Genomic DNA, 17,252 nt, shown 5'->3' with positions numbered 1-17,252 from the left:
GGCCCGAGACAACCCCGGGCGCAACGCGCGCATTCACCATGAGCAACGAAGTCATCATCCTGGGCGCCGGCATCGGCGGCCTGACCCTGGCGCTGAGCCTGCACCAGGCCGGCATCGCCTGCCGCGTGTACGAGGCCGTGCCCGAACTCAAGCCGCTGGGCGTGGGCATCAACCTGCTGCCGCACGCGGTGCGCGAACTCACCGAACTCGGCCTGCTGCCCGCGCTCGACAAGGTCGGCGTGCGCACGCAGGAGGCCGTGTTCTTCACCGAGCACGGCCAGCTGGTCTTTCGCGAAGCCGCGGGCCAGCACGCGGGCTACGACTGGCCGCAGTTCTCCATCCACCGCGGCGACCTGCAGACGGTGCTGTACGAAGAGACGCTCAGGCGCCTGGGCCCCGACAGCGTGGTGTGCGCGCGCCGCTGCACCGGCGTCGAGCAGGACGCGCAAGGCGTCACCGTGCACTTCGCCGACGCGCCCTCGGTGCGCGGCGCGGTCGCGGTCGGCTGCGACGGCATCCACTCGGCGCTGCGCAAGCAGCTCTACCCGAACGAAGGCGCGCCGCGCTATTCGGGCGTGAACATGTGGCGCGGCACCACGCGCTGGAAGCCGTTCCTCTCGGGCGGCAGCATGGTGCGCGCGGGCTGGCTCACGGTCGGCAAGATGGTGATCTACCCGATCCGCAACGACATCGACGCCGAGGGCCACCAGCTCGTCAACTGGGTCGCCGAGATCCATGCGCCGCAACCCGCGCTGCGCGACTGGAGCCGCGCCGGCCGCCTCGAGGACTTCCTGCCGGCCTTCGCCGACTGGCACTTCGACTGGCTCGACGTGCCCGCGCTGATCCGCGCGTCCGACACCATCCTGGAGTACCCGATGGTCGACCAGGACCCGCTGCCGCGCTGGACCCACGGGCGCCTCACGCTGCTGGGCGACGCCGCGCACCCGATGGTGCCGCGCGGCTCCAACGGCGCGGGCCAGGCCATCATCGACGCGCGCTTCCTCGCCGGCGCGCTGAAGGACATGGGCGTGAGCCCCGCCGCGCTCGAGGACTACGACCGCGTGCGCGTCAAGGCCACCACCGACGTGGTGCTGACCAACCGCAGCAACCCGCCCGACACCATCCTGCGCGAGGTGTACGAACGCGCGGGCGGCAAGCGTTTCGAGAAGATCGAGGACGTCGTGCCCGTCGCCGAGTTGCAGGCCATCTCGGACAACTACAAGCGCGTGGCCGGCTACGACCCGGTCGCACTGAAGGCCCGGCCTTCCTTCCTTTGACATTCGAACATTCCCGGAAGAACACGGAGACAACGACATGCGTTCAATGCGCTCACTGACCAAGACCCTCGCCACCCTGCTCGCCGCCGCCGGCATGGCCACCGCCGCGCACGCCTGGCCCGACCAGCCCATCACGCTGGTGGTGCCCTACACGCCCGGCACCGGCATCGACCTCGTGGCACGCCAGCTCTCGGCGCGCCTGCCCGCCCTGCTGGGCCAGCCGGTGATCGTGGAGAACGTGGCCGGTGCCAGCGGCAACATCGGCAGCGAGCGCGTGGCGCGCGCCAAGCCCGACGGCTACACGTTGATGGTGCAGGTCAATACGCTGGTGATGAACCGCAGCCTCTACAAGTCGCTGAGCTACGACCCCGTGGCCGACTTCGCGCCGGTGTCGCTCACCTCGTGGGGCACGCTGCTGCTGGTGACCAACCCGAACGTGCAGAAGGTCACGTCGGTGCAGCAGATGGTGAGCGCGGCCAAGGCCGCGCCCGGCAAGCTGACCTACGCCACGCCCGGCGTGGGCACGCCGCACCACCTGTCGATGGCGCTGCTGATGCAGGGCACCGGCACCGAGATGCTGCACGTGCCCTACAAGGGCACGGCCGGCGCGGTGACCGACCTGCTGGGCGGGCGCATCGACTACATGTTCCTGCCGGTGCACGTGGCGCTGCAGCACATCCAGGTCGGCAAGCTCAAGGCCATTGCCACCGGCAGCGGCAAGCGCCTGGCGCAACTGCCCGACGTGCCCACCCTGGCCGAGGCCGGCGTGACCGCCGACAACGTGGACATGTGGTACGGCGTGCTCGCGCCGAAGGGCACGCCGGCGGACGTTGTCGCGCGGCTCAACACCGAGATCGCGAAGGTGCTGAAGCAGCCGGACGTGGCGAAGTCGTTCGAGTCGCAGGGCATGGTGCCGGCCAGCTCGACGCCGGCGGAGTTCGGCGCGCTGATGAAGAAGGATGCGGACCGCTGGGCCAGCGTGGTGAAGCGCGGAAACATCACTGCGGACTGAGCCCGGTCTTTTCCTTTGGTATTTCTCCCTCCCCTCCCGGGGGAGGGCCGGGGTGGGGCACGACGGCTTTTGAGAAGGTTGCTGCCTGTGCGTAGGCCGCTTTCCCCCATCCCAGCCTTCCCCCGGAAGGGGAAGGAGCAAGACCCCTCAGCGCGGCGCCGGCGCCTTGCCCGCATGCCGCGCCAGATGCACCTGGTGCAGCGTGATCTTGCGCACCTCGGCCTGGCTGGTCTCGATGTGCGCGCGCAGCAGCATCGCGGCCTGGTCGCCGCGGTTCGCGCGGATGGCCTTCAAGATCTTCGCGTGTTCGTCGTAGGTGGCGTCGATGCGCGGCTGCTTGGTGAAGTCGAGCCGGCGGATGATGCGGATGCGGTCCGTCACGTCGCCGTGCACGCGCGCCATCTCGGCATTGCCGGCGGCCGCCACCAGCGCGCAGTGAAAGGCCTCGTCCCACTGCGCCACCTGCGCCATGTCGCTGCTGCGCTGCGCCGCGGGCACCAGCCAGATGTCGGCCAGCGTGTCGAGCAGGCCGCGGTCGATGTGGCGATCGGTTTCGCACAGCCGGTGCACGGCGGTGGTCTCCAGCACCATGCGCAAATCGTAGAGCTGCTCGAACTGCTCGAAGTCGAACGGCAGCACGCGCCAGCCGCTGCGAAACAGCACCTCGACGAAGCCCTCCTGCTGCAGCCTGAACAGCGCCTGGCGCACCGGCGTGCGAGACACGCCGAGCCGGTCGCTGATCTCGTTCTCGGTGAAGCGGTCGCCCGGCACCAGGATGAACTCGGCCACGTCGCGCTTGAGCTGCGCGTAGACCTCGTCGGCCCGCGTGCGGAAAACCGTCGCGTCGACAGTGGGGGCGACGGCGGCGGCGGCGGGGGCTGAAGGTTCGGGACGGGGTCGGACGGTAGACACGGGTGGGATGTTAGTCGTTGGCGCCGTGGTCACGACGGCGTGTTCAGCGCACCAGGCGCATCCAGTGCGTCCAGCAGCGCGACGCTCGGCGCGGTCCAGCCGACGATGCCGCCCTGCGCGCGCACCATGTCGAGCGTGGCCGCCTTGAACGCCGGAAAGTAGCTCTCGGTGCAATCCTCGAGCAGCAGGCTGTCGTAGCCGCGGTCGTTGGCTTCGCGCATGCTGGTCTGCACGCACACCTCTGTCGTCACGCCGCCGAACAGCAGGTGCGTGATGCCGCGCTGCCGCAGCAGGTCGTGCAGCCCGGTGGCGTAGAACGCGCCCTTGCCCGGCTTGTCGATGACGACCTCGCCGTCGACCGGCGCCAGCGCATCGATGATCTGGTTGCCCGGCTCGCCCGTCACCAGGATGCGGCCCATCGGACCCTCGTCGCCGATGCGCAGCGTGGGGTTGCCGCGGTTGCGCTTGGCGGGCGGACAGTCCGACAGATCGGCGGCATGCGCCTCGCGCGTGTGCACCACGAGGCCGCCGGCCCGGCGCCAGGCGCGCAGCGCTCGCTGCGTGGCCGGCACGATGGCCTCCAGCAGCGACACGTCGTTGCCCAGCGTCTCGCCGAAGCCGCCGGGCTCGATGAAGTCGCGCTGCATGTCGATGAGCACCAGCGCCGTGCGGGCGACGTCGAATTCGTAGGGGAAGGGGTTGGCTTGCTCGATGCGCATGGTGCGGCTCGCTGGTTGTTTCAACGCGAATGCGGCGCTCAGGCCGCGGCCCTCGCGACATGCGCGGGCTCGTGGTGCCCGCCACCCATGTGCGCGCCGATCACATGCCGCTCGGCGCCCGCGGCCGGCGTCTCGAACACGATCTGCCCCTCGCTCATCACCACGATGCGGTCGGCCAGCTCCAGCAGTTCGTCGAGGTCCTCGCTGACCAGCAGCACCGCCCCGCCCTTCTCGCGCACCTGCACGATGCGCGAGTGGATCTCCGCAACGGCCGCGAAGTCGAGACCGAACACCGGGTTCGCGGCAATCAGCACGTTGATGTCGCCGGCCAGCTCGCGCGCCAGCACCGCGCGCTGCACGTTGCCGCCGGACAGGCTGCGAATCGGCGCGCCCTCGCCCTGCGTCTTCACGCCGTACTCGGCGATCCATTCGCGCGCCCGGCTGCGCCAGTACGGAAAGCTCAGCACGCCGCCGCGCGACAGCGGCGGCCGGTCGAAATCGCGCAGCGCCATGTTCTCCGCCACGCTGAGGTCGCCGACGCAGGCATTGCGCAGCGGCTCCTCGGGCAGGCTGCGCACCTTGAGCTCGCGGTTCTCCGCGCGGTGCGCGCCGTAGGGCCGGCCCATCACCGTGACCTTGCCCGCCAGGCGCGGGCGTTGGCCGACGAGGGCTTCGACGAGTTCGCGCTGCCCGTTGCCCGACACACCGGCCACGCCGAGGATTTCGCCGGCGCGCACGGACAGGCTCAGGTCGTGCAGCGCCAGCGTGCCGCGGTCGCCCTGTGCCTTGAGGCCTTCGACCTTCAGCGCGACAGGCGCATCGGCAGGCAAGGGCTTGCGGCTGACCGGTGCCTGCGAAGACGACTGCGCCTGCTCGCCGCCCATCATGGCCTGCGCCAGTTGCGCCGGGCTCGTGTCCACCACGCGGCAGTGGTGCACCGCCTTGCCGCGCCGCAGCACCGTCACGCTGTCGGCATACGCCATCACCTCACGGAACTTGTGCGTGATGATCAGCACCGTGCACAGCCCGCTGCGCGCGAACTCGCGCACATGGCCCAGCACCTCGTCGGCCTCCTGCGGCGTGAGCACGGAAGTGGGCTCGTCGAGGATCAGCAGGCGCGGCTTCAGGTACAGCTGCTTCAACAGCTCGAGCTTCTGTTTCTCGCCAGCGGCCAGCTCCGACGGCCGCACGTCGAGGTCGAGGCTGAACGGCGTGGTCGCCAAAAAGGCCTCGAGTTCCGCGCGCTTCGTTTTCCAGTCGATCAGCGCGGGCGTCTTGCCGCCCGCGAGCAACAGGTTCTCGGCCACCGTCATGCCCGGCGCCAGCGTGAAGTGCTGGTACACCATGCCGATGCCCAGCGCGCGCGCCACGATCGGGTTGGCGATGTCCTGCTCGCGCCCGTCGATGAGGATGCTGCCCTCCTCCGCGCGCTGGAAGCCCGCCACGCACTTCACCAGCGTGCTCTTGCCCGCGCCGTTCTCGCCCAGCAGCGCATGCACCGTGCCGGGCTCGACGCGCATCGTCACGCTGTCCATCGCGGTGAAGGCGCCGAAGCGCTTGGTCAGCCGGTAGGTGTCGAGCGCGAGTGCGCCGCTGCCCATGGGCAGGCCGCCGATGGCGTGGGGAGAGATTGCGCTCATGGCATTCATGGCGTTCAGCCCAGCGTGGCCAGCAAGGCCCGGGAGGTGGCGTGCGCGCCGAACACGCCGCCCTGCATCGTGACCATCTTCAGCGCCGCCAGGTGGTTGCCATGGTCCGTCGCAGCGGTGCAGTCCGACAGCAGCAGGCACTCGAAGCCGCGGTCGTTCGCATCGCGCATCGTCGTGTGCACGCACACGTCGGTCGTGATGCCCGCCAGGATCAGGTTCTCGATGCCGCGCGTGCGCAGGATGAGTTCCAGGTCCGTCGCATAGAACGAGCCCTTGCCGGGCTTGTCGATCACCACCTCGCCCGGCAGCGGCGCCAGCTCCGGAATGATTTCCCAGCCCGGCTGGCCGCGCACCAGGATGCGCCCGCACGGCCCGTCGTCGCCGATGCCCACGCCGTTCGCGCCGATCTGCCGCGAGCGCCAGCGCTTGTTGGCCGGCAGGTCGCCCAGGTCGGGCCGGTGGCCTTCGCGCGTGTGGATGATGTGATAGCCCAGCGGGCGCAAGGCGGCCAGCGTGCGCGCGATGGGCTGGATCGGCGCCTGCACCAGCGACAGGTCGTAGCCCATCACGTCGACATAGCCGCCCTTGCCGCAGAAATCGGTCTGCATGTCGATCACGATCAGCGCGGTGTTGTCGGGTCGCAGCGCGCCGTTGTACGGCCAGGCGTAGGGCTCGGCCGCCACGTGGCGCTCGGTGGTGTTGGCGATGGTGGTGGTCATGGTTTTCGCGTCATACCCGGTAGTTGCGCTCGGGCGGCGCGAAGCCGCAACTGGTGCCGTCGGTCACCTTCACCTCGGCGCTCCACGGCAGCTTGTAGGTGCCCGCGGCCATGTCGCGCATGTAGGTGTACGGGCAGTCCTGGGCGCCGCCCTTCACCGCCACGTAGCCGCGGTGGTACAGCTGGTAGATGTTGTTCTCCACGCCCCAGCCCGTGCGCGCCTCGCGCACCAGGTCGGGCCGCAGCTCGGCGGTGACGATCTCGTCGACACGCCCGCCGCCCTCGGCCAGCACCGTGCCGTCGAAACGGCAGAACATGCCCTCGCCCATCGAGTCGAAGCTGCCGTCGCTGCCGCTGAGGCACACGCTCGCGGTGTAGGCCAGGTTGCAGAAGGCGTTGGCCTGGTTGGTGATCTTCCACGCATGGCGGATGGGCGCGGTGTAGCCCGCGGTGCGCAGGATGATGTCCGCGCCCTTGTACGCGGCCTCGCGCGCCATCTCCGGGAACATGCCGTCGTGGCAGATGATGAGCGACAGCGTGCTGCCGTTGGGCCCTTCGCACACCGGAATGCCGAGGTTGCCCGGCTCCCAGGGCTCCACCGGCACCCACGGGTGCAGCTTGCGGTAGTAGAGCTTGACGGCGCCCTGGTCGTCGATGATCAGCCCGCTGTTGTACGGGTTGCCGCCGGGGTTGGCCTCCATGATGGAGAAGCAGCCCCAGATGCGGTGCTCGATGCAGGCCTGTTTGAAGGCCGCCACCTCGGGGCCGTCGAGCGTGCACATGATCTCGGGGCTGGTGTCCATCGACAGGCCGTGCAGCGCGTACTCGGGGAACACCACGAGGTCCATCGTGCCCTGGTTGCGGCGCGCCTTGCCCACCATGTCGCAGATGCGCCGCGTCTGCGCGGCCAGGTCGGCCGGTGTCTTCACGTTGGGCAACTGCAGTTGCACCAGGCCGACGACCACGCCGTGCGCCGATTTGTTGAGACCTCCGAGACCGCTCATGGCATTCAGCTCCTTGTCGATGAAAGTTCGCCGGGGCTGCCGACGGCCGCGCTGCCCGGCTTGCAGGTGAACACCAGGATCACCAGCGTGAGCACGTAGGGCACGGTGTTGAAGAGGTGGTAGCCCCAGCCGATGCCGATGGACTGCAGCGCCGGCCCGATGGCGCCCGCGCCGCCGAACAGCAGCGCCGCACCCACGCAGCGCAGCGGGCTCCAGCGCGCGAAGATCACCAGCGCCACGGCGATCAGGCCCTGGCCGCTGGAGATGCCTTCGTTCCAGCTGCCCGGATAGAACAGCGTGAGCGACGCCCCGCCAAGGCCCGCGATGAAGCCGCCCGCCGTGGTCGCCGCGATGCGCAGGCCCGACACCGAATAGCCGAGCGCGCGCGTGGCCTGCGCAGAGTCGCCCGCCATGCGCACCAGCAGGCCGGCACGCGTGCGCGCGAAGCCCCACCACAGCAACACCGCGAGCGCCACGCCGATGGGCACCAGCGCGTTGAGCTGCAGCGCCGAGCGCACCACCGTGTTGTCGCTCCAGAAGCCCAATGGAATGGCGGGAATCTGCGGCGCCTGCGGCTGGATGAGCGGCTTGCCCAGGTAGAAGGCGAGCCCCGTGCCCAGCAGCATCAGCGCGATGCCGGTGGCCACGTCGTTCACGCGGTCCAGCGAACACAGCAGGCCGTGCAGCAGCGCGAGCAAGGCGCCCGCCACCGCGCCGATCAGCACGCCGAGCCAGGCCGAGTCGGTGAGGTACGCGCCGCCGAAGGCCGCCATGGCCGACAGCACCAGCACGCCTTCGAGCCCGAGGTTGATGCGGCCCGATTTTTCGGTGAGGCACTCGCCCAGGCTCACGAACAGGAACGGCGCGCCCACGCGCAATGCGCCGCCCACGATGCCCGCCACCAGCGCGATCCATTGGTCGGCGGTCATGCAAGAGCACTCCTGTCGTAATGCTTCGCCTCGGGCAGCATCCGGTCGCCGAACTTCTTCCAGTTGACCGTGCGCAGCCCTTCGCTCGCAAGGATCAGCACGAAGGCGATGCCCTGCAGCACCAGCACCGACGCGTCGGGCAGGCCGACCCGGCGCTGCAGCAGGCTGCCCGCCGCGCCGAAGCCGCCGAACAGGATGGCCACCGGCACGATGGCCACCGGGTTGTGCCGCGCGATGAACGACACCAGGATGCCCGCGTAGCCGTAGCCCGCGATCAGCGAGGCATTGGCGTTGGTGTGCACCGCCGCCACTTCGACCGCGCCCGCGAGCCCCGCGCATGCACCGCCGAGGCCGCAGGCCGAAAGAATGAGCCGCGTGGCCGGCAGGCCCACCAGCTGCGCGGTGCGCGGGTTGCCGCCCACCACGCGCACCGAGAAGCCCGAGGCCGTGGCGCGCAGCCACCAGCCCAGCCCCAGGCACGCCACCACGCCGATCGCCAGGCCCCAGTGCACGTCGGAACCCCCGATGCCGCCGATCAGCATGCCCTCGTTCAGCGCATAGGTGGACGGCTTGTTCAGGCTCGCCGGATCGCGCAGCGGCCCTTCGACCAGGTGCTTGAAGATGCCGATGGCGATGTAGGCCAGCAGCAGGCTGCTGATGGTTTCGTTGATGCCGCGGAACTGGCGCAGCCAGCCCGCGAGCATGATCCACAGCGCGCCGGCCACCGCCCCCGCGATGCACACGGCGACCGTGCCGACGACGTTGCCGGGCAGCGGCACCGCATGCGCGAGCGCCGCGCAGGCCAGCCCGCCGAACACCAGCGCGCCTTCGCCGCCGATGATGATCAGCCCGGCGCGCGCGGGCAGCGCCACGCACAACGCGGTGAGCATCAGCGGCGCGGCGCGCTGCAGCGTGTTCTGCCAGGAGAACCAGTCGCCGAACGCGCCCTTGAACAGCGTGGTCCACACCTCCACCGGGTCGACCCCGGCGAAGGCCACCACCAGGCCGAACAGCAGCAGCGCCGCCGCGATGGCGAACACCGGCAAAGAGAATTCCTTGAGTGCGTGGCGCATGATTTTTCAGTGAAATCGGCCGCCGCCGGGCCACCCCAAGGCGGGCCGAGCCTCCCCCTCGGGGGGTGGCGAAGCACACGCAGCGGCAAGCCGGGGGGCTGACATTTCTAGACGGAGCCGACCACGCCTTCGACCAGGTAGTTCATCTTCTCGAGCTCGAGGTCGGTCTGCTTGAGCACCTTGCCCGCCGGCACCACCACCGCGCCCTTGTTGTCCTTGATGCCGTCCTTGAAGATGTCGAAGCTGCCCGCGATCATCTTCGCCTTGATGTCGTCGGCCTGCTTCTTCGCGGCGTCCGGCACCATGGGGCCGTAGGCCGACATCTTCACGTAGCCCTCCTTCAGGCCGCCGCGCAGGAAGTTGGGATGCGGCTTGCCGGCCTGCGCGGCCTCGATGGTGGTCTTGTACGCAGTGAGCCAGTTCCACTCGGCCCCGGTGAGGTAGGCGTTGGGTGCCAGCTTGGCCTGGCTCGCGTGGTAGCCGCAGACCATCTTGCCGCGCTTGGCGGCTGTCTCGACCACCACCTTGGGGCCGTCCACGTGCATGGTGAACACGTCGCAGCCCTGGTCGGCCAGGCTGTTGGTGGCCTCGGCCTCCTTCACCGCCATCGACCAGTCGCCCGTGAAGATCACGCTGCAGGTGATGTTCGGCTTGACCGAGCGCGCACCGAGCGTGAAGGCGTTGATGTTGCGCAGCACCTGCGGAATGGGCTTGGCCGCGACGAAGGCGATCTTGTTGCTCTTCGTCATGTGCGCGGCGATCACGCCATTGAGAAACTGGCACTCGTCGATGTAGCCGAAGAAGCTGCCCACGTTCTTCGGGTGCTTGCCTTCGGTCCAGAGGCCGCCGCAGTGCGAGAAGCGCACGTCGGGGTTCTTCGGCGCCACGGCCAGGATGTGCGGATCGAAGTAGCCGAAGGACGTGGGGAACAGCAGCTTGGCGCCGTCCTGCGAGATCATGCCGGCCATGGTCTTCTGCACGGCGGCGGTCTCGGGCACGTTCTCTTCCTCGACCACCTTGATGCCGGGGAGCTTCTTGATCTCGGCGGCGGCCATGGCGTGCGCCTGGTTGTAGCCGTAGTCGTCGCGCGCGCCGACGTAGATCACGCCCACGGTCAACGCTTTGGCCTGCGCACCGGCCAGGGCGCTCCAGCCCCCGAGCGAGCCGGCGGCGCCCAGCGCGGCCAGGGTCTTCAGGGAATCACGGCGGTTGAATTGACTGGTCATCACGTACTCCGTTCTTGGAAACAGTTGGGGTGGGTGCAAGGAAATCGTGGCCTCAGCCCAGCAGGCTGACGTGCGCCGAGACCACGCGCCAGCCTTCGGGCGTGCGCATCCAGGTCTGGCTCTGGCGGCCGGTGCGCCCGGCGCCCTCGCGGCGGAACTCGCAGTTGGCGGTGGCGAAGTCACGGCCGTAGCTGGTGATGACGGTGATGAGCAGCTCGCGCGCCAGCCCCTGCGACGGGCGCGAGGCGCGAAAGGCGCGGATCTCGTCGTAGCCGTACAGGTTCTCGGTGGCGCCGTAGCGCAGCGTGGTCGGGCTGTTCCAGAACAGCTCGTCGAGCACCTCGACCTTGTTGTTGACCAGCGCGTCTTCGTAGCGCGCGAAGGCCGCCTTCACTTCGGCCAGCACGTCGGGCAGGTTGATGTCGCTCGCGTTCATGCGGGGGTCTTCTCCGGGGTCAGCGCGGCGACGGGCGCATGCGCCACGCCGGCCGCTTCGAGCGCCGCGGCCACGCGCAGCACGAGGTCTTCGCGCCAGGGCGCACCGATCACCTGCACGCCGATCGGCAAGTTGGCGTGCGCGCCCCACACCGGCACCGCGCACACCGGCAGGCCGATGCACGAGAAGGGCTGGGTCAGCAGGCCCATGTTCGGGCGCACCGGCAGCGGGTGGCCGTTGACCTCGAAGGTCTCGGCGCCGATGGGCGTGGCCGCGCTGGGCGTGGCCGGCGCCAGCAGGATGTCGTAGCGGCCGAACAGCCGCGCCACCGCTTCGGCATAGGCCAGGCGCACGCGCTGCGCGCGCGACACCCAGGCCGCCGGCAGCAGCGCGCCCGCGAGGAAGCGGTCGCGCGAGAGCGGCTCGAAGTCGTGCGCGCGGCGGCGCAGGTCGGCCAGGTGCAGCGCGGCGCCTTCGGCGTTGGTGATGAGGAACGCGGCGGCGCGCCCCGCCTCGACCATCGGCAGCTCGACGCTGCCCGGCGAGACGATCGCGCCCAATGCCTCGGCCACGCGGTCGACGGCGGCCGACGCCTCGGCGCCCGCGCGCTCGCGGAAGTAGCCGCCGAGCACGCCGACACGCAAGCCGCGCGTGCCGTGGCCCAGCGAAGGCGACACGGGCTCGGCGGCGCGTTGCGCGCAGCCGGGGTCGTGCGGGCCGCCCGCTTCTTCGGGCCCCTGCATCGCGTCGTACACCCGCGCCAGGTCGCGCGCCGAGCGGGCGAACGGGCCGAGGTGGTCCAGGCTCGACACGAACGGAAAGCTGCCGGTGCGCGGCAGCCGCCCGAAGGTGGGCTTCAGGCCGAACACGCCGCACAGCGAGGCCGGCACGCGGATCGAGCCGTTGGTATCGGAGCCCAGCGTCAGCGGCACCTGCCCGGCCGCCACGGCCGCACCCGAGCCGCCCGAGGAACCGCCCGCGATGCGCGTGAGGTCGTGCGGGTTGCGCGTGGGGCCTTCGTGGCTGTTCTCGGTGGTGAAGCCGTAGGCGTACTCGTCCATGTTGAGCGCGCCGACCAGCACGGCGCCCGCGCGCTCGAGCCGGCGCACCAGCGCGGCGTCGGCGCGGGCGGGCGCGGTCTGGTGTTCGATCTTCGAGCCGGCGAGCGTGGGCAGGCCGGCGATGTCGAACAGGTTCTTCACCGCGAAGGGCACGCCCAGCAGCGGCAGTTCGCGGGTGCGCGCGCCGTTGGCCGAGGCGAGCGATGCATCGACCTGCGCGGCGCGGCGCAGCGCGCGCTCGGACAGCACCGACGTAAAGGCGTTGACCCGGTCGTCGGTCGCGTCCACGCGCGCCAGGCTGGCCTGCACCAGCGCGGTGGCGCTGGCGGTGCCGGCGCGCACCGCATCGGCCATGGCGCAGGCGTCGCGCCCCAGCAGCTCGGCGGCGCTCATGCTTCTTTCTCCTCGGGCGCGACGGGCGCGAAATGCACGGCGGATTCGGCCGACATCGACAGCGGCACGGCCTCGATCAGTGCGGCGAAATCGGCGGCGAGCGCGAAATAGCGCAGCACGCCGGGCCGGTGGGCGGGCGACAGCGGCAGTTCGAGCGCCGCGGCGGCGGCGGCTACATAGCTTTCGATCTGTGTGGGGGTCATGGTCATCGCGTTGCTCCTGCTGAAGGCGCCCTAGCGGCGAACCTCGCGCTGGAAGATGTCCAGGCTGAGCTTCTTCATGGCGACGAAGCTCTCGGTGCTCAACGTCTCCACGGTGCGCGGGCGCGCATCGCCATAACGCAAGATCTCGGCCACCCTGGTGGGCCGCTTGGTGAGCAGCAGCACTTCGTCGGCGAGGTACACGGCCTCTTCCAGGTCGTGCGACACCAGCAGCATGGTGGTGCCGGTCTGCATGAACACCTCCTGCAGCTTCTCGCGGATGAAGAGGGTCATCTCGAAATCGAGCGCGGAAAACGGCTCGTCGAGGAACAGCACCTCGGGGTTGGGTGCCAGCGCGCGCATGATCGACGCGGTCTGCTGCTGGCCGCCCGAGAGCTCGTACGGAAAGCGCTTCAAGTCGAACTTCACGTCGAAGGACGCCACCAGTTCTTCCATGCGGCGGTCGACCTCGGCCTTGCTGCGGCCTTCGAGCTTCAGCGGGTAGGCGATGTTGTCGATGGTGCGCATCCACGGGAACATCGCCTCGCGGTAGTTCTGGAACACGTAGCCGATCTTGGTGTCCTTGCGCTGCTTGCCGTCGAACAAAATCTCGCCCGCGTCGATGGGAATCAGCCCCGCGATCATGTTGATGAGCGTGGACTTGCCGCAGCCGTTGGGGCCGAACACCGAGACGATGGCCTGCTTGGGAATGTCGAGGTCGAAGTTCTCGTACAGCGGCCAGCCCGCGAAGTACTTGGTGAGCCCGCGGATGGTGATGTGCGTGCCGGCCGGGCCGGGCCTGAACGCGGGCTTGGGCACGTCGGCGTACACCGGGCCGTTGATGACGATCTCGGGCGTGACTTTCATCGACCGCTCCAGTGCACGATGCGGCGCTCGGCAACAAGAAAAAGAATGTTGAGCGCATAGCCCAGCGCGCCGGCCGCGAGGATCGCCGCGTACATGCTCTTCACGTTGAGCACCTGCTGCGCGTCGATGATGCGGTGGCCCAGGCCGGTGTCGGAGCCGATGAACATCTCGGCCACGATGACGATCACCAGCGCCATCGACACCGCGGAGCGCAGGCCCACGAAGCTGGGCTGCAGGCTCTCCCAGATCAGCACGTCCTTGAAGACCTGCCAGCGCGAGGCGCCCATGACCTTCGCGGCCATCACGCGCTGCTTGCGTGCGTTCATCACGCCGTAGGCGCTGTTGAACACCACGATGAGCAGCGCGCCGAAGGCCGCGATGGCGATCTTGTTGACGTCGCTCACGCCGAAGATCAGCAGGAACAGCGGGATCAGCGCGGAAGAAGGCGTGGAGCGGAAGAAGTCGATCAGGAACTCCACGCTGCGGTAGGCCTTCTCGTTGCTGCCGAGCAGCACGCCCAGCGGCACGCCGACCACCGCCGCGATGAGGAAGGCCTGCAGCGTGCGCCACACGGTCATGGCGAAGTCGGTGAGCAGCGGTCCGCCCGCGAGCCCCGTGATCAGCGCCGCGATGGTGTCGGCGGGCGTGGGCAGAAGAATGGGCTTGATGAAGCCCAGGCGCACCACCAGGTCCCACGCGATGAACAGCACCACGGGTCCGATGAAGGGCAGCAGCCGGTCGCGCAGCGGCGTACGGGGCACGGCGGTGGCGGCACCGGCGGCCGGCGGGGTCCACGGCGCGGCCGTGGTCGGGCTTGCGTCGGCCATGCTCAGGCCTTGTAGAGAAGGCCGTCCACCGCGACCTTCTTCTCGAAGATGCCCTTCTCGGTGAACAGGTCGTAGAACTTCTGGAAGTACGCCACGTCGCTGGGCTTGAACTCGTTGTAGAGCATGTACGACGCGAGCGGCACTTCGGCCGTGAGCTTGCCTTCGATGGCGGTGTAGCCCTTCATGAACTGGCGCGCTTCGTCGGGCTTGGTGCGCACCAGCTCCACGCCGCGCGCATAGGCGGCGATGTACTTCTTCGCCACCTCGGGGTTCTTCTTGATGAACTCGGTGGTGAGGCTGGCCGCGCCGCCGTGCCACGGCGCCATCGGGTCGCCCAGGATGTATTTGGCGACCACGCCGGCCTCGATGACGCGCGTGGTGCCGTTCATGCGGCCCACGGTGCCGGTGGGCTCCAGCGTGTAGCAGGCGTCGACCTGGCCCGCCACCAGCGCGGCCACGTGCTGGCCGATGGGCAGCTCGCTCACGCTCGCGCCCTTGGCGCCGGCGCGCTCCAGCATGGTCTTGCACAGCGTGACGTTCTGGATGCCGGGGCCCGAGGCGACCTTCTTGCCGGCCAGCTCGGCCATGCTCTTGATGGGGCTGTCCTTGGCCACGATGAACTCGTCGAGCACGAACTTGGCGTTGCTCGGGTTGGTGCAGAAGATCTTGAAGAGACCCGGCTGCGCGATCTCGCCGATGGCGAGGTTGGCCGAGCCGGTGCCGTTGGCGCTGCCGTCGCAGCGCCCGGCGAGCATGCCTTCCATGACCTGCTGGGCGCCGGCGAACTTGAGCGGCTCGACGTCGAGGCCGGCTTCCTTGAAGTAGCCCTTGTCCACGGCCGCGAAGAACGGCAGGCCGGCGGCCACCGGCCAGAAGCCGATGCGCAGCTTGGGCGTGCCCTGCGCGCGCACGATGGCGGGCGCGGCCAGCACGGCCAGGCCCGCGGCGCCGGCCTGCAGCAATCGGCGGCGGCGGTGCGACGCGGATGGTTTGTCTTGGGTGCTCATCAGGGCTCCTGGGTCAAGGTCAAAGAGAAGAAGGAGAAAAAGAAGAAGGGGTGGTGCGGCTCGCGACGTAGGCACGCCAGCCGCCATGCGAAGTCACGTCCTGCGCGCCGGCCAGTGCATGGCCTTCGCAGATGAAGCCCTTCACCCAGCTGCCGTCGGCCAGCTCGACGCTGCCGAGGCCCAGGGGCGGCGGGATCAGCGCGAGGAAGCTGCCGACCTGCGCGAGGGGCACGGCCCAGACTTCGAGCGCGATGGCGGCGCCTTCACTGCCCTCACTACCTTCACCACCTTCGGCCACGCGCTGCAGGCCGGGCTTGGGCGGCACGGTGCCGGGCAGCGCATGCAGGCGATAGGCCGGCGCGGTGGTGGTGGCGCGCAGCAGCGTGGCGCCGCGCTCGGTGAGCTGGCTGTTGAGCGGCATGCCCGACAGGTGCGCGCCGACGACGGCGATCGGCAGCAGGTCGGCACCCTCGGCGGCGAGCCCCGGAATGGCGCGCATCGCCGGCAGCGGCGTGCCCGTTGCGCCCTGCGGGAGGCCGGTGGAGTGATGAAAGCGCTGGCCCAGATCGGCCAATGCCAGGTCGCTGCCGCAGGGCCCGATCAGCGTGATGCCGAACGGCAGGCCGTCGGCGCGCAGGCTGCCGGGCACCGAGAGCGCGGCGTAGTCGAGCAGGTTGACGAAGTTGGTGTACGCGCCCAGGTTGCGGTTGAGCACGACCGGGTCGGCGCGCATCTGCTCGCGCGTGTAGTGCGTGGGCGCGGTGGGCACCACCAGCACGTCGATGTGGCGCCACATGGGCTCGACCTGCTGGGCAATGGCGCGCAGGCGGGTCTGCGCGTCGAACACGTCGGCGGCGGTGTAGCCCTGGCCCTGGGCGAGGATGCCGCGCACGGGCTCGATCACCTCTTGCGCATGGGCGTCGAAGAACGAACGCACCGCGGCGTAGCGCTCGGCGACCAGCGCGCTTTCGTACAGCAGCGCGGCCGCCTCGGCCAGCGGCGCGTAGGGAATGGTGACGGGCGAGCCGCCCAGGGCCAGCAGCCGCGCGGTGGCGTCGTTGAAGGCCTGCTCGGCGGCGGTGTCGCCGAAGAAGCTCAGCGTGTCGGGCACGCCGAAGTTGAAGCGCGCGGGCAGCGGCTGGCGGCGCAATGGCAGGTCGCGCGAGAAGTCCCGCGAGTACGGGTCGCGCGCATCATGGCCGGCGGCGGCCAGCAGCACATCGACGGCGGTGGCGACGGTGCGCGCGAAGATGGAAACGCAGTCGGCGCTCTGCGCCGCGGGCACCACGCCGAAGGCGCTCAGCAGCCCGCGCGAGGGCTTCAGCCCGACGATGTTGTTGAGCCCGGCCGGCACGCGGCCCGAGCCGGCGGTGTCGGTGCCGAGCGCGAAGTCGACCTCGCCGGCCGCCACCACGTAGGCCGAGCCCGAGCTGGAGCCGCCCGAGACGTAGCGTGCGTCGAAGGCATTGGGCACCTCGCCGTACGGCGAGCGCGTGCCGTTCAGGCCGCAGGCGAACTGGTCGAGGTTGGTCTTGCCGGCCAGCGATGCACCGGCTTCGAGCAGGCGCTGCACCACGGTCGCATGAACCGAGGGGTGCCGCTCGAAGGCCGGGCAGGCGGCGGTGGTGGGCACGCCGGCCACGTCGATGTTGTCCTTGACCGCGAAGCGCAGGCCGGCGAGCGGCAGGGCGAAACCGAGGGCATCGCCGGCCCGTGCGTGCGCGACGGGTTGCGCGAACTTCGCGATCCAGGCGGCGGCAGGCGATCCGTTTTCTTCATGCACCATCATCAGGCATCCAAACTTGTGTACAAGTCGAGATGCAAGCGGCGTGCCAGCGGGAATGGGTGTTGGATTGGCTCCTTCCTCTCCCGGGGGAAGGTTGGGATGGGGGGCAGGCCTTCGATCAGGCGCCGTGGTTGTTCGAAGGCCGTCATGCCCCCA

At 69.7% G+C, this 17,252-nt stretch carries 17 protein-coding genes; 2 read left to right on the top strand and 15 right to left on the bottom strand.

Translation table 11 applies throughout. The features are described from left to right. Positions 1–38 precede the first annotated feature (38 nt). Both BM004_RS14590 and BM004_RS14585 read left to right on the top strand, forming a co-directional pair. Entirely contained in the window at positions 39–1,277 is a 1,239-nt protein-coding gene (locus tag BM004_RS14590; RefSeq protein ID WP_093214359.1) for a flavin-dependent oxidoreductase, read from the top strand. A gap of 46 nt (positions 1,278–1,323) precedes the next feature. After that, complete coding sequence (locus BM004_RS14585; RefSeq protein WP_093127779.1) at positions 1,324–2,289, top strand: tripartite tricarboxylate transporter substrate binding protein; 966 nt, start codon at positions 1,324–1,326, stop codon at positions 2,287–2,289. Positions 2,290–2,436: 147 nt separating this feature from the next. Here BM004_RS14585 and BM004_RS14580 read toward each other — a convergent pair whose 3' ends face one another. The 15 genes from BM004_RS14580 to atzF all read right to left on the bottom strand — a co-directional run bounded on the left by BM004_RS14580 (position 2,437) and on the right by atzF (position 17,099). Further along, complete coding sequence (locus BM004_RS14580) at positions 2,437–3,201, bottom strand: GntR family transcriptional regulator (RefSeq protein ID WP_093214356.1); 765 nt, start codon at positions 3,199–3,201, stop codon at positions 2,437–2,439. A 29-nt stretch (positions 3,202–3,230) separates the two neighbouring features. Then, positions 3,231–3,920, bottom strand: a complete 690-nt coding sequence (locus tag BM004_RS14575; protein WP_093214354.1) for a cysteine hydrolase family protein — start codon at positions 3,918–3,920, stop codon at positions 3,231–3,233. 38 nt (positions 3,921–3,958) lie between these two features. Beyond that, entirely contained in the window at positions 3,959–5,560 is a 1,602-nt protein-coding gene (locus BM004_RS14570) for an ABC transporter ATP-binding protein (RefSeq protein WP_093127788.1), read from the bottom strand. A 14-nt stretch (positions 5,561–5,574) separates the two neighbouring features. Continuing rightward, positions 5,575–6,288, bottom strand: coding sequence for a biuret amidohydrolase (locus tag BM004_RS14565; RefSeq protein ID WP_093127791.1), 714 nt, complete (start codon positions 6,286–6,288; stop codon positions 5,575–5,577). Positions 6,289–6,298: 10 nt separating this feature from the next. After that, positions 6,299–7,291, bottom strand: a complete 993-nt coding sequence (locus tag BM004_RS14560) for a formamidase (RefSeq protein ID WP_093214351.1) — start codon at positions 7,289–7,291, stop codon at positions 6,299–6,301. A 5-nt stretch (positions 7,292–7,296) separates the two neighbouring features. After that, positions 7,297–8,220 carry an ABC transporter permease gene (locus tag BM004_RS14555; protein ID WP_093127795.1) on the bottom strand — a complete coding sequence of 308 codons (924 nt, stop codon included), beginning with the start codon at positions 8,218–8,220 and terminating at the stop codon, positions 7,297–7,299. Continuing rightward, positions 8,217–9,293: an ABC transporter permease gene (locus tag BM004_RS14550; RefSeq protein WP_093127798.1), complete on the bottom strand. Its 1,077-nt coding sequence runs from the start codon at positions 9,291–9,293 to the stop codon at positions 8,217–8,219. The genes BM004_RS14555 and BM004_RS14550 overlap by 4 nt, the downstream gene beginning before the upstream one ends. Before the next feature lie 107 nt (positions 9,294–9,400). Then, positions 9,401–10,519, bottom strand: a complete 1,119-nt coding sequence (locus tag BM004_RS14545; protein WP_093214349.1) for a BMP family ABC transporter substrate-binding protein — start codon at positions 10,517–10,519, stop codon at positions 9,401–9,403. A gap of 52 nt (positions 10,520–10,571) precedes the next feature. Further along, on the bottom strand, positions 10,572–10,955 hold the full coding sequence (gene hpxZ / locus BM004_RS14540; protein ID WP_093214346.1) for an oxalurate catabolism protein HpxZ: 384 nt from the start codon (positions 10,953–10,955) through the stop codon (positions 10,572–10,574). Next, the gene (locus BM004_RS14535; RefSeq protein WP_093127807.1) at positions 10,952–12,409 is read right to left on the bottom strand and encodes an AtzE family amidohydrolase; all 1,458 of its coding nucleotides are present in this window, start codon (positions 12,407–12,409) and stop codon (positions 10,952–10,954) included. Before BM004_RS14535 ends, hpxZ begins: the two co-directional genes overlap by 4 nt. Continuing rightward, on the bottom strand, positions 12,406–12,618 hold the full coding sequence (locus BM004_RS14530; RefSeq protein WP_093127810.1) for an AtzG-like protein: 213 nt from the start codon (positions 12,616–12,618) through the stop codon (positions 12,406–12,408). Before BM004_RS14530 ends, BM004_RS14535 begins: the two co-directional genes overlap by 4 nt. Before the next feature lie 24 nt (positions 12,619–12,642). After that, complete coding sequence (locus tag BM004_RS14525; RefSeq protein WP_093127813.1) at positions 12,643–13,476, bottom strand: ABC transporter ATP-binding protein; 834 nt, start codon at positions 13,474–13,476, stop codon at positions 12,643–12,645. Beyond that, entirely contained in the window at positions 13,473–14,303 is an 831-nt protein-coding gene (locus BM004_RS14520; RefSeq protein WP_093127815.1) for an ABC transporter permease, read from the bottom strand. The genes BM004_RS14525 and BM004_RS14520 overlap by 4 nt, the downstream gene beginning before the upstream one ends. A 2-nt stretch (positions 14,304–14,305) precedes the next feature. Then, a complete protein-coding gene (locus tag BM004_RS14515) occupies positions 14,306–15,310 on the bottom strand; it encodes an ABC transporter substrate-binding protein (protein WP_093214344.1) in 1,005 nt (334 codons plus the stop codon). Between the two features lie 19 nt (positions 15,311–15,329). Next, on the bottom strand, positions 15,330–17,099 hold the full coding sequence (gene atzF, locus BM004_RS14510; RefSeq protein WP_093214340.1) for an allophanate hydrolase: 1,770 nt from the start codon (positions 17,097–17,099) through the stop codon (positions 15,330–15,332). Between the last annotated feature and the right edge of the window lie 153 nt (positions 17,100–17,252).

This window comes from Variovorax sp. OK212 (assembly GCF_900112425.1).
GTDB lineage: Bacteria > Pseudomonadota > Gammaproteobacteria > Burkholderiales > Burkholderiaceae_C > Variovorax.
The sequence above is the reverse complement of the archived record's forward strand: the minus strand, read 5'-3'. Positions and strand labels throughout refer to the sequence as shown.

Excerpts from the sequence above, each read along its gene's own strand:
- BM004_RS14590 (WP_093214359.1), top strand. The coding sequence starts at position 39 with ATGAGCAACGAAGTCATCATCCTGGGCGCCGGCATCGGCGGCCTGACC.
- BM004_RS14585 (WP_093127779.1), top strand. The coding sequence starts at position 1,324 with ATGCGCTCACTGACCAAGACCCTCGCCACCCTGCTCGCCGCCGCCGGC.
- BM004_RS14575 (WP_093214354.1), bottom strand. The coding sequence starts at position 3,920 with ATGCGCATCGAGCAAGCCAACCCCTTCCCCTACGAATTCGACGTCGCC.
- BM004_RS14570 (WP_093127788.1), bottom strand. The coding sequence starts at position 5,560 with ATGAGCGCAATCTCTCCCCACGCCATCGGCGGCCTGCCCATGGGCAGC.
- BM004_RS14565 (WP_093127791.1), bottom strand. The coding sequence starts at position 6,288 with ATGACCACCACCATCGCCAACACCACCGAGCGCCACGTGGCGGCCGAG.
- BM004_RS14560 (WP_093214351.1), bottom strand. The coding sequence starts at position 7,291 with ATGAGCGGTCTCGGAGGTCTCAACAAATCGGCGCACGGCGTGGTCGTC.
- BM004_RS14555 (WP_093127795.1), bottom strand. The coding sequence starts at position 8,220 with ATGACCGCCGACCAATGGATCGCGCTGGTGGCGGGCATCGTGGGCGGC.
- BM004_RS14550 (WP_093127798.1), bottom strand. The coding sequence starts at position 9,293 with ATGCGCCACGCACTCAAGGAATTCTCTTTGCCGGTGTTCGCCATCGCG.
- BM004_RS14545 (WP_093214349.1), bottom strand. The coding sequence starts at position 10,519 with ATGACCAGTCAATTCAACCGCCGTGATTCCCTGAAGACCCTGGCCGCG.
- hpxZ (WP_093214346.1), bottom strand. The coding sequence starts at position 10,955 with ATGAACGCGAGCGACATCAACCTGCCCGACGTGCTGGCCGAAGTGAAG.
- BM004_RS14535 (WP_093127807.1), bottom strand. The coding sequence starts at position 12,409 with ATGAGCGCCGCCGAGCTGCTGGGGCGCGACGCCTGCGCCATGGCCGAT.
- BM004_RS14530 (WP_093127810.1), bottom strand. The coding sequence starts at position 12,618 with ATGACCATGACCCCCACACAGATCGAAAGCTATGTAGCCGCCGCCGCC.
- BM004_RS14525 (WP_093127813.1), bottom strand. The coding sequence starts at position 13,476 with ATGAAAGTCACGCCCGAGATCGTCATCAACGGCCCGGTGTACGCCGAC.
- BM004_RS14520 (WP_093127815.1), bottom strand. The coding sequence starts at position 14,303 with ATGGCCGACGCAAGCCCGACCACGGCCGCGCCGTGGACCCCGCCGGCC.
- BM004_RS14515 (WP_093214344.1), bottom strand. The coding sequence starts at position 15,310 with ATGAGCACCCAAGACAAACCATCCGCGTCGCACCGCCGCCGCCGATTG.
- atzF (WP_093214340.1), bottom strand. The coding sequence starts at position 17,099 with ATGATGGTGCATGAAGAAAACGGATCGCCTGCCGCCGCCTGGATCGCG.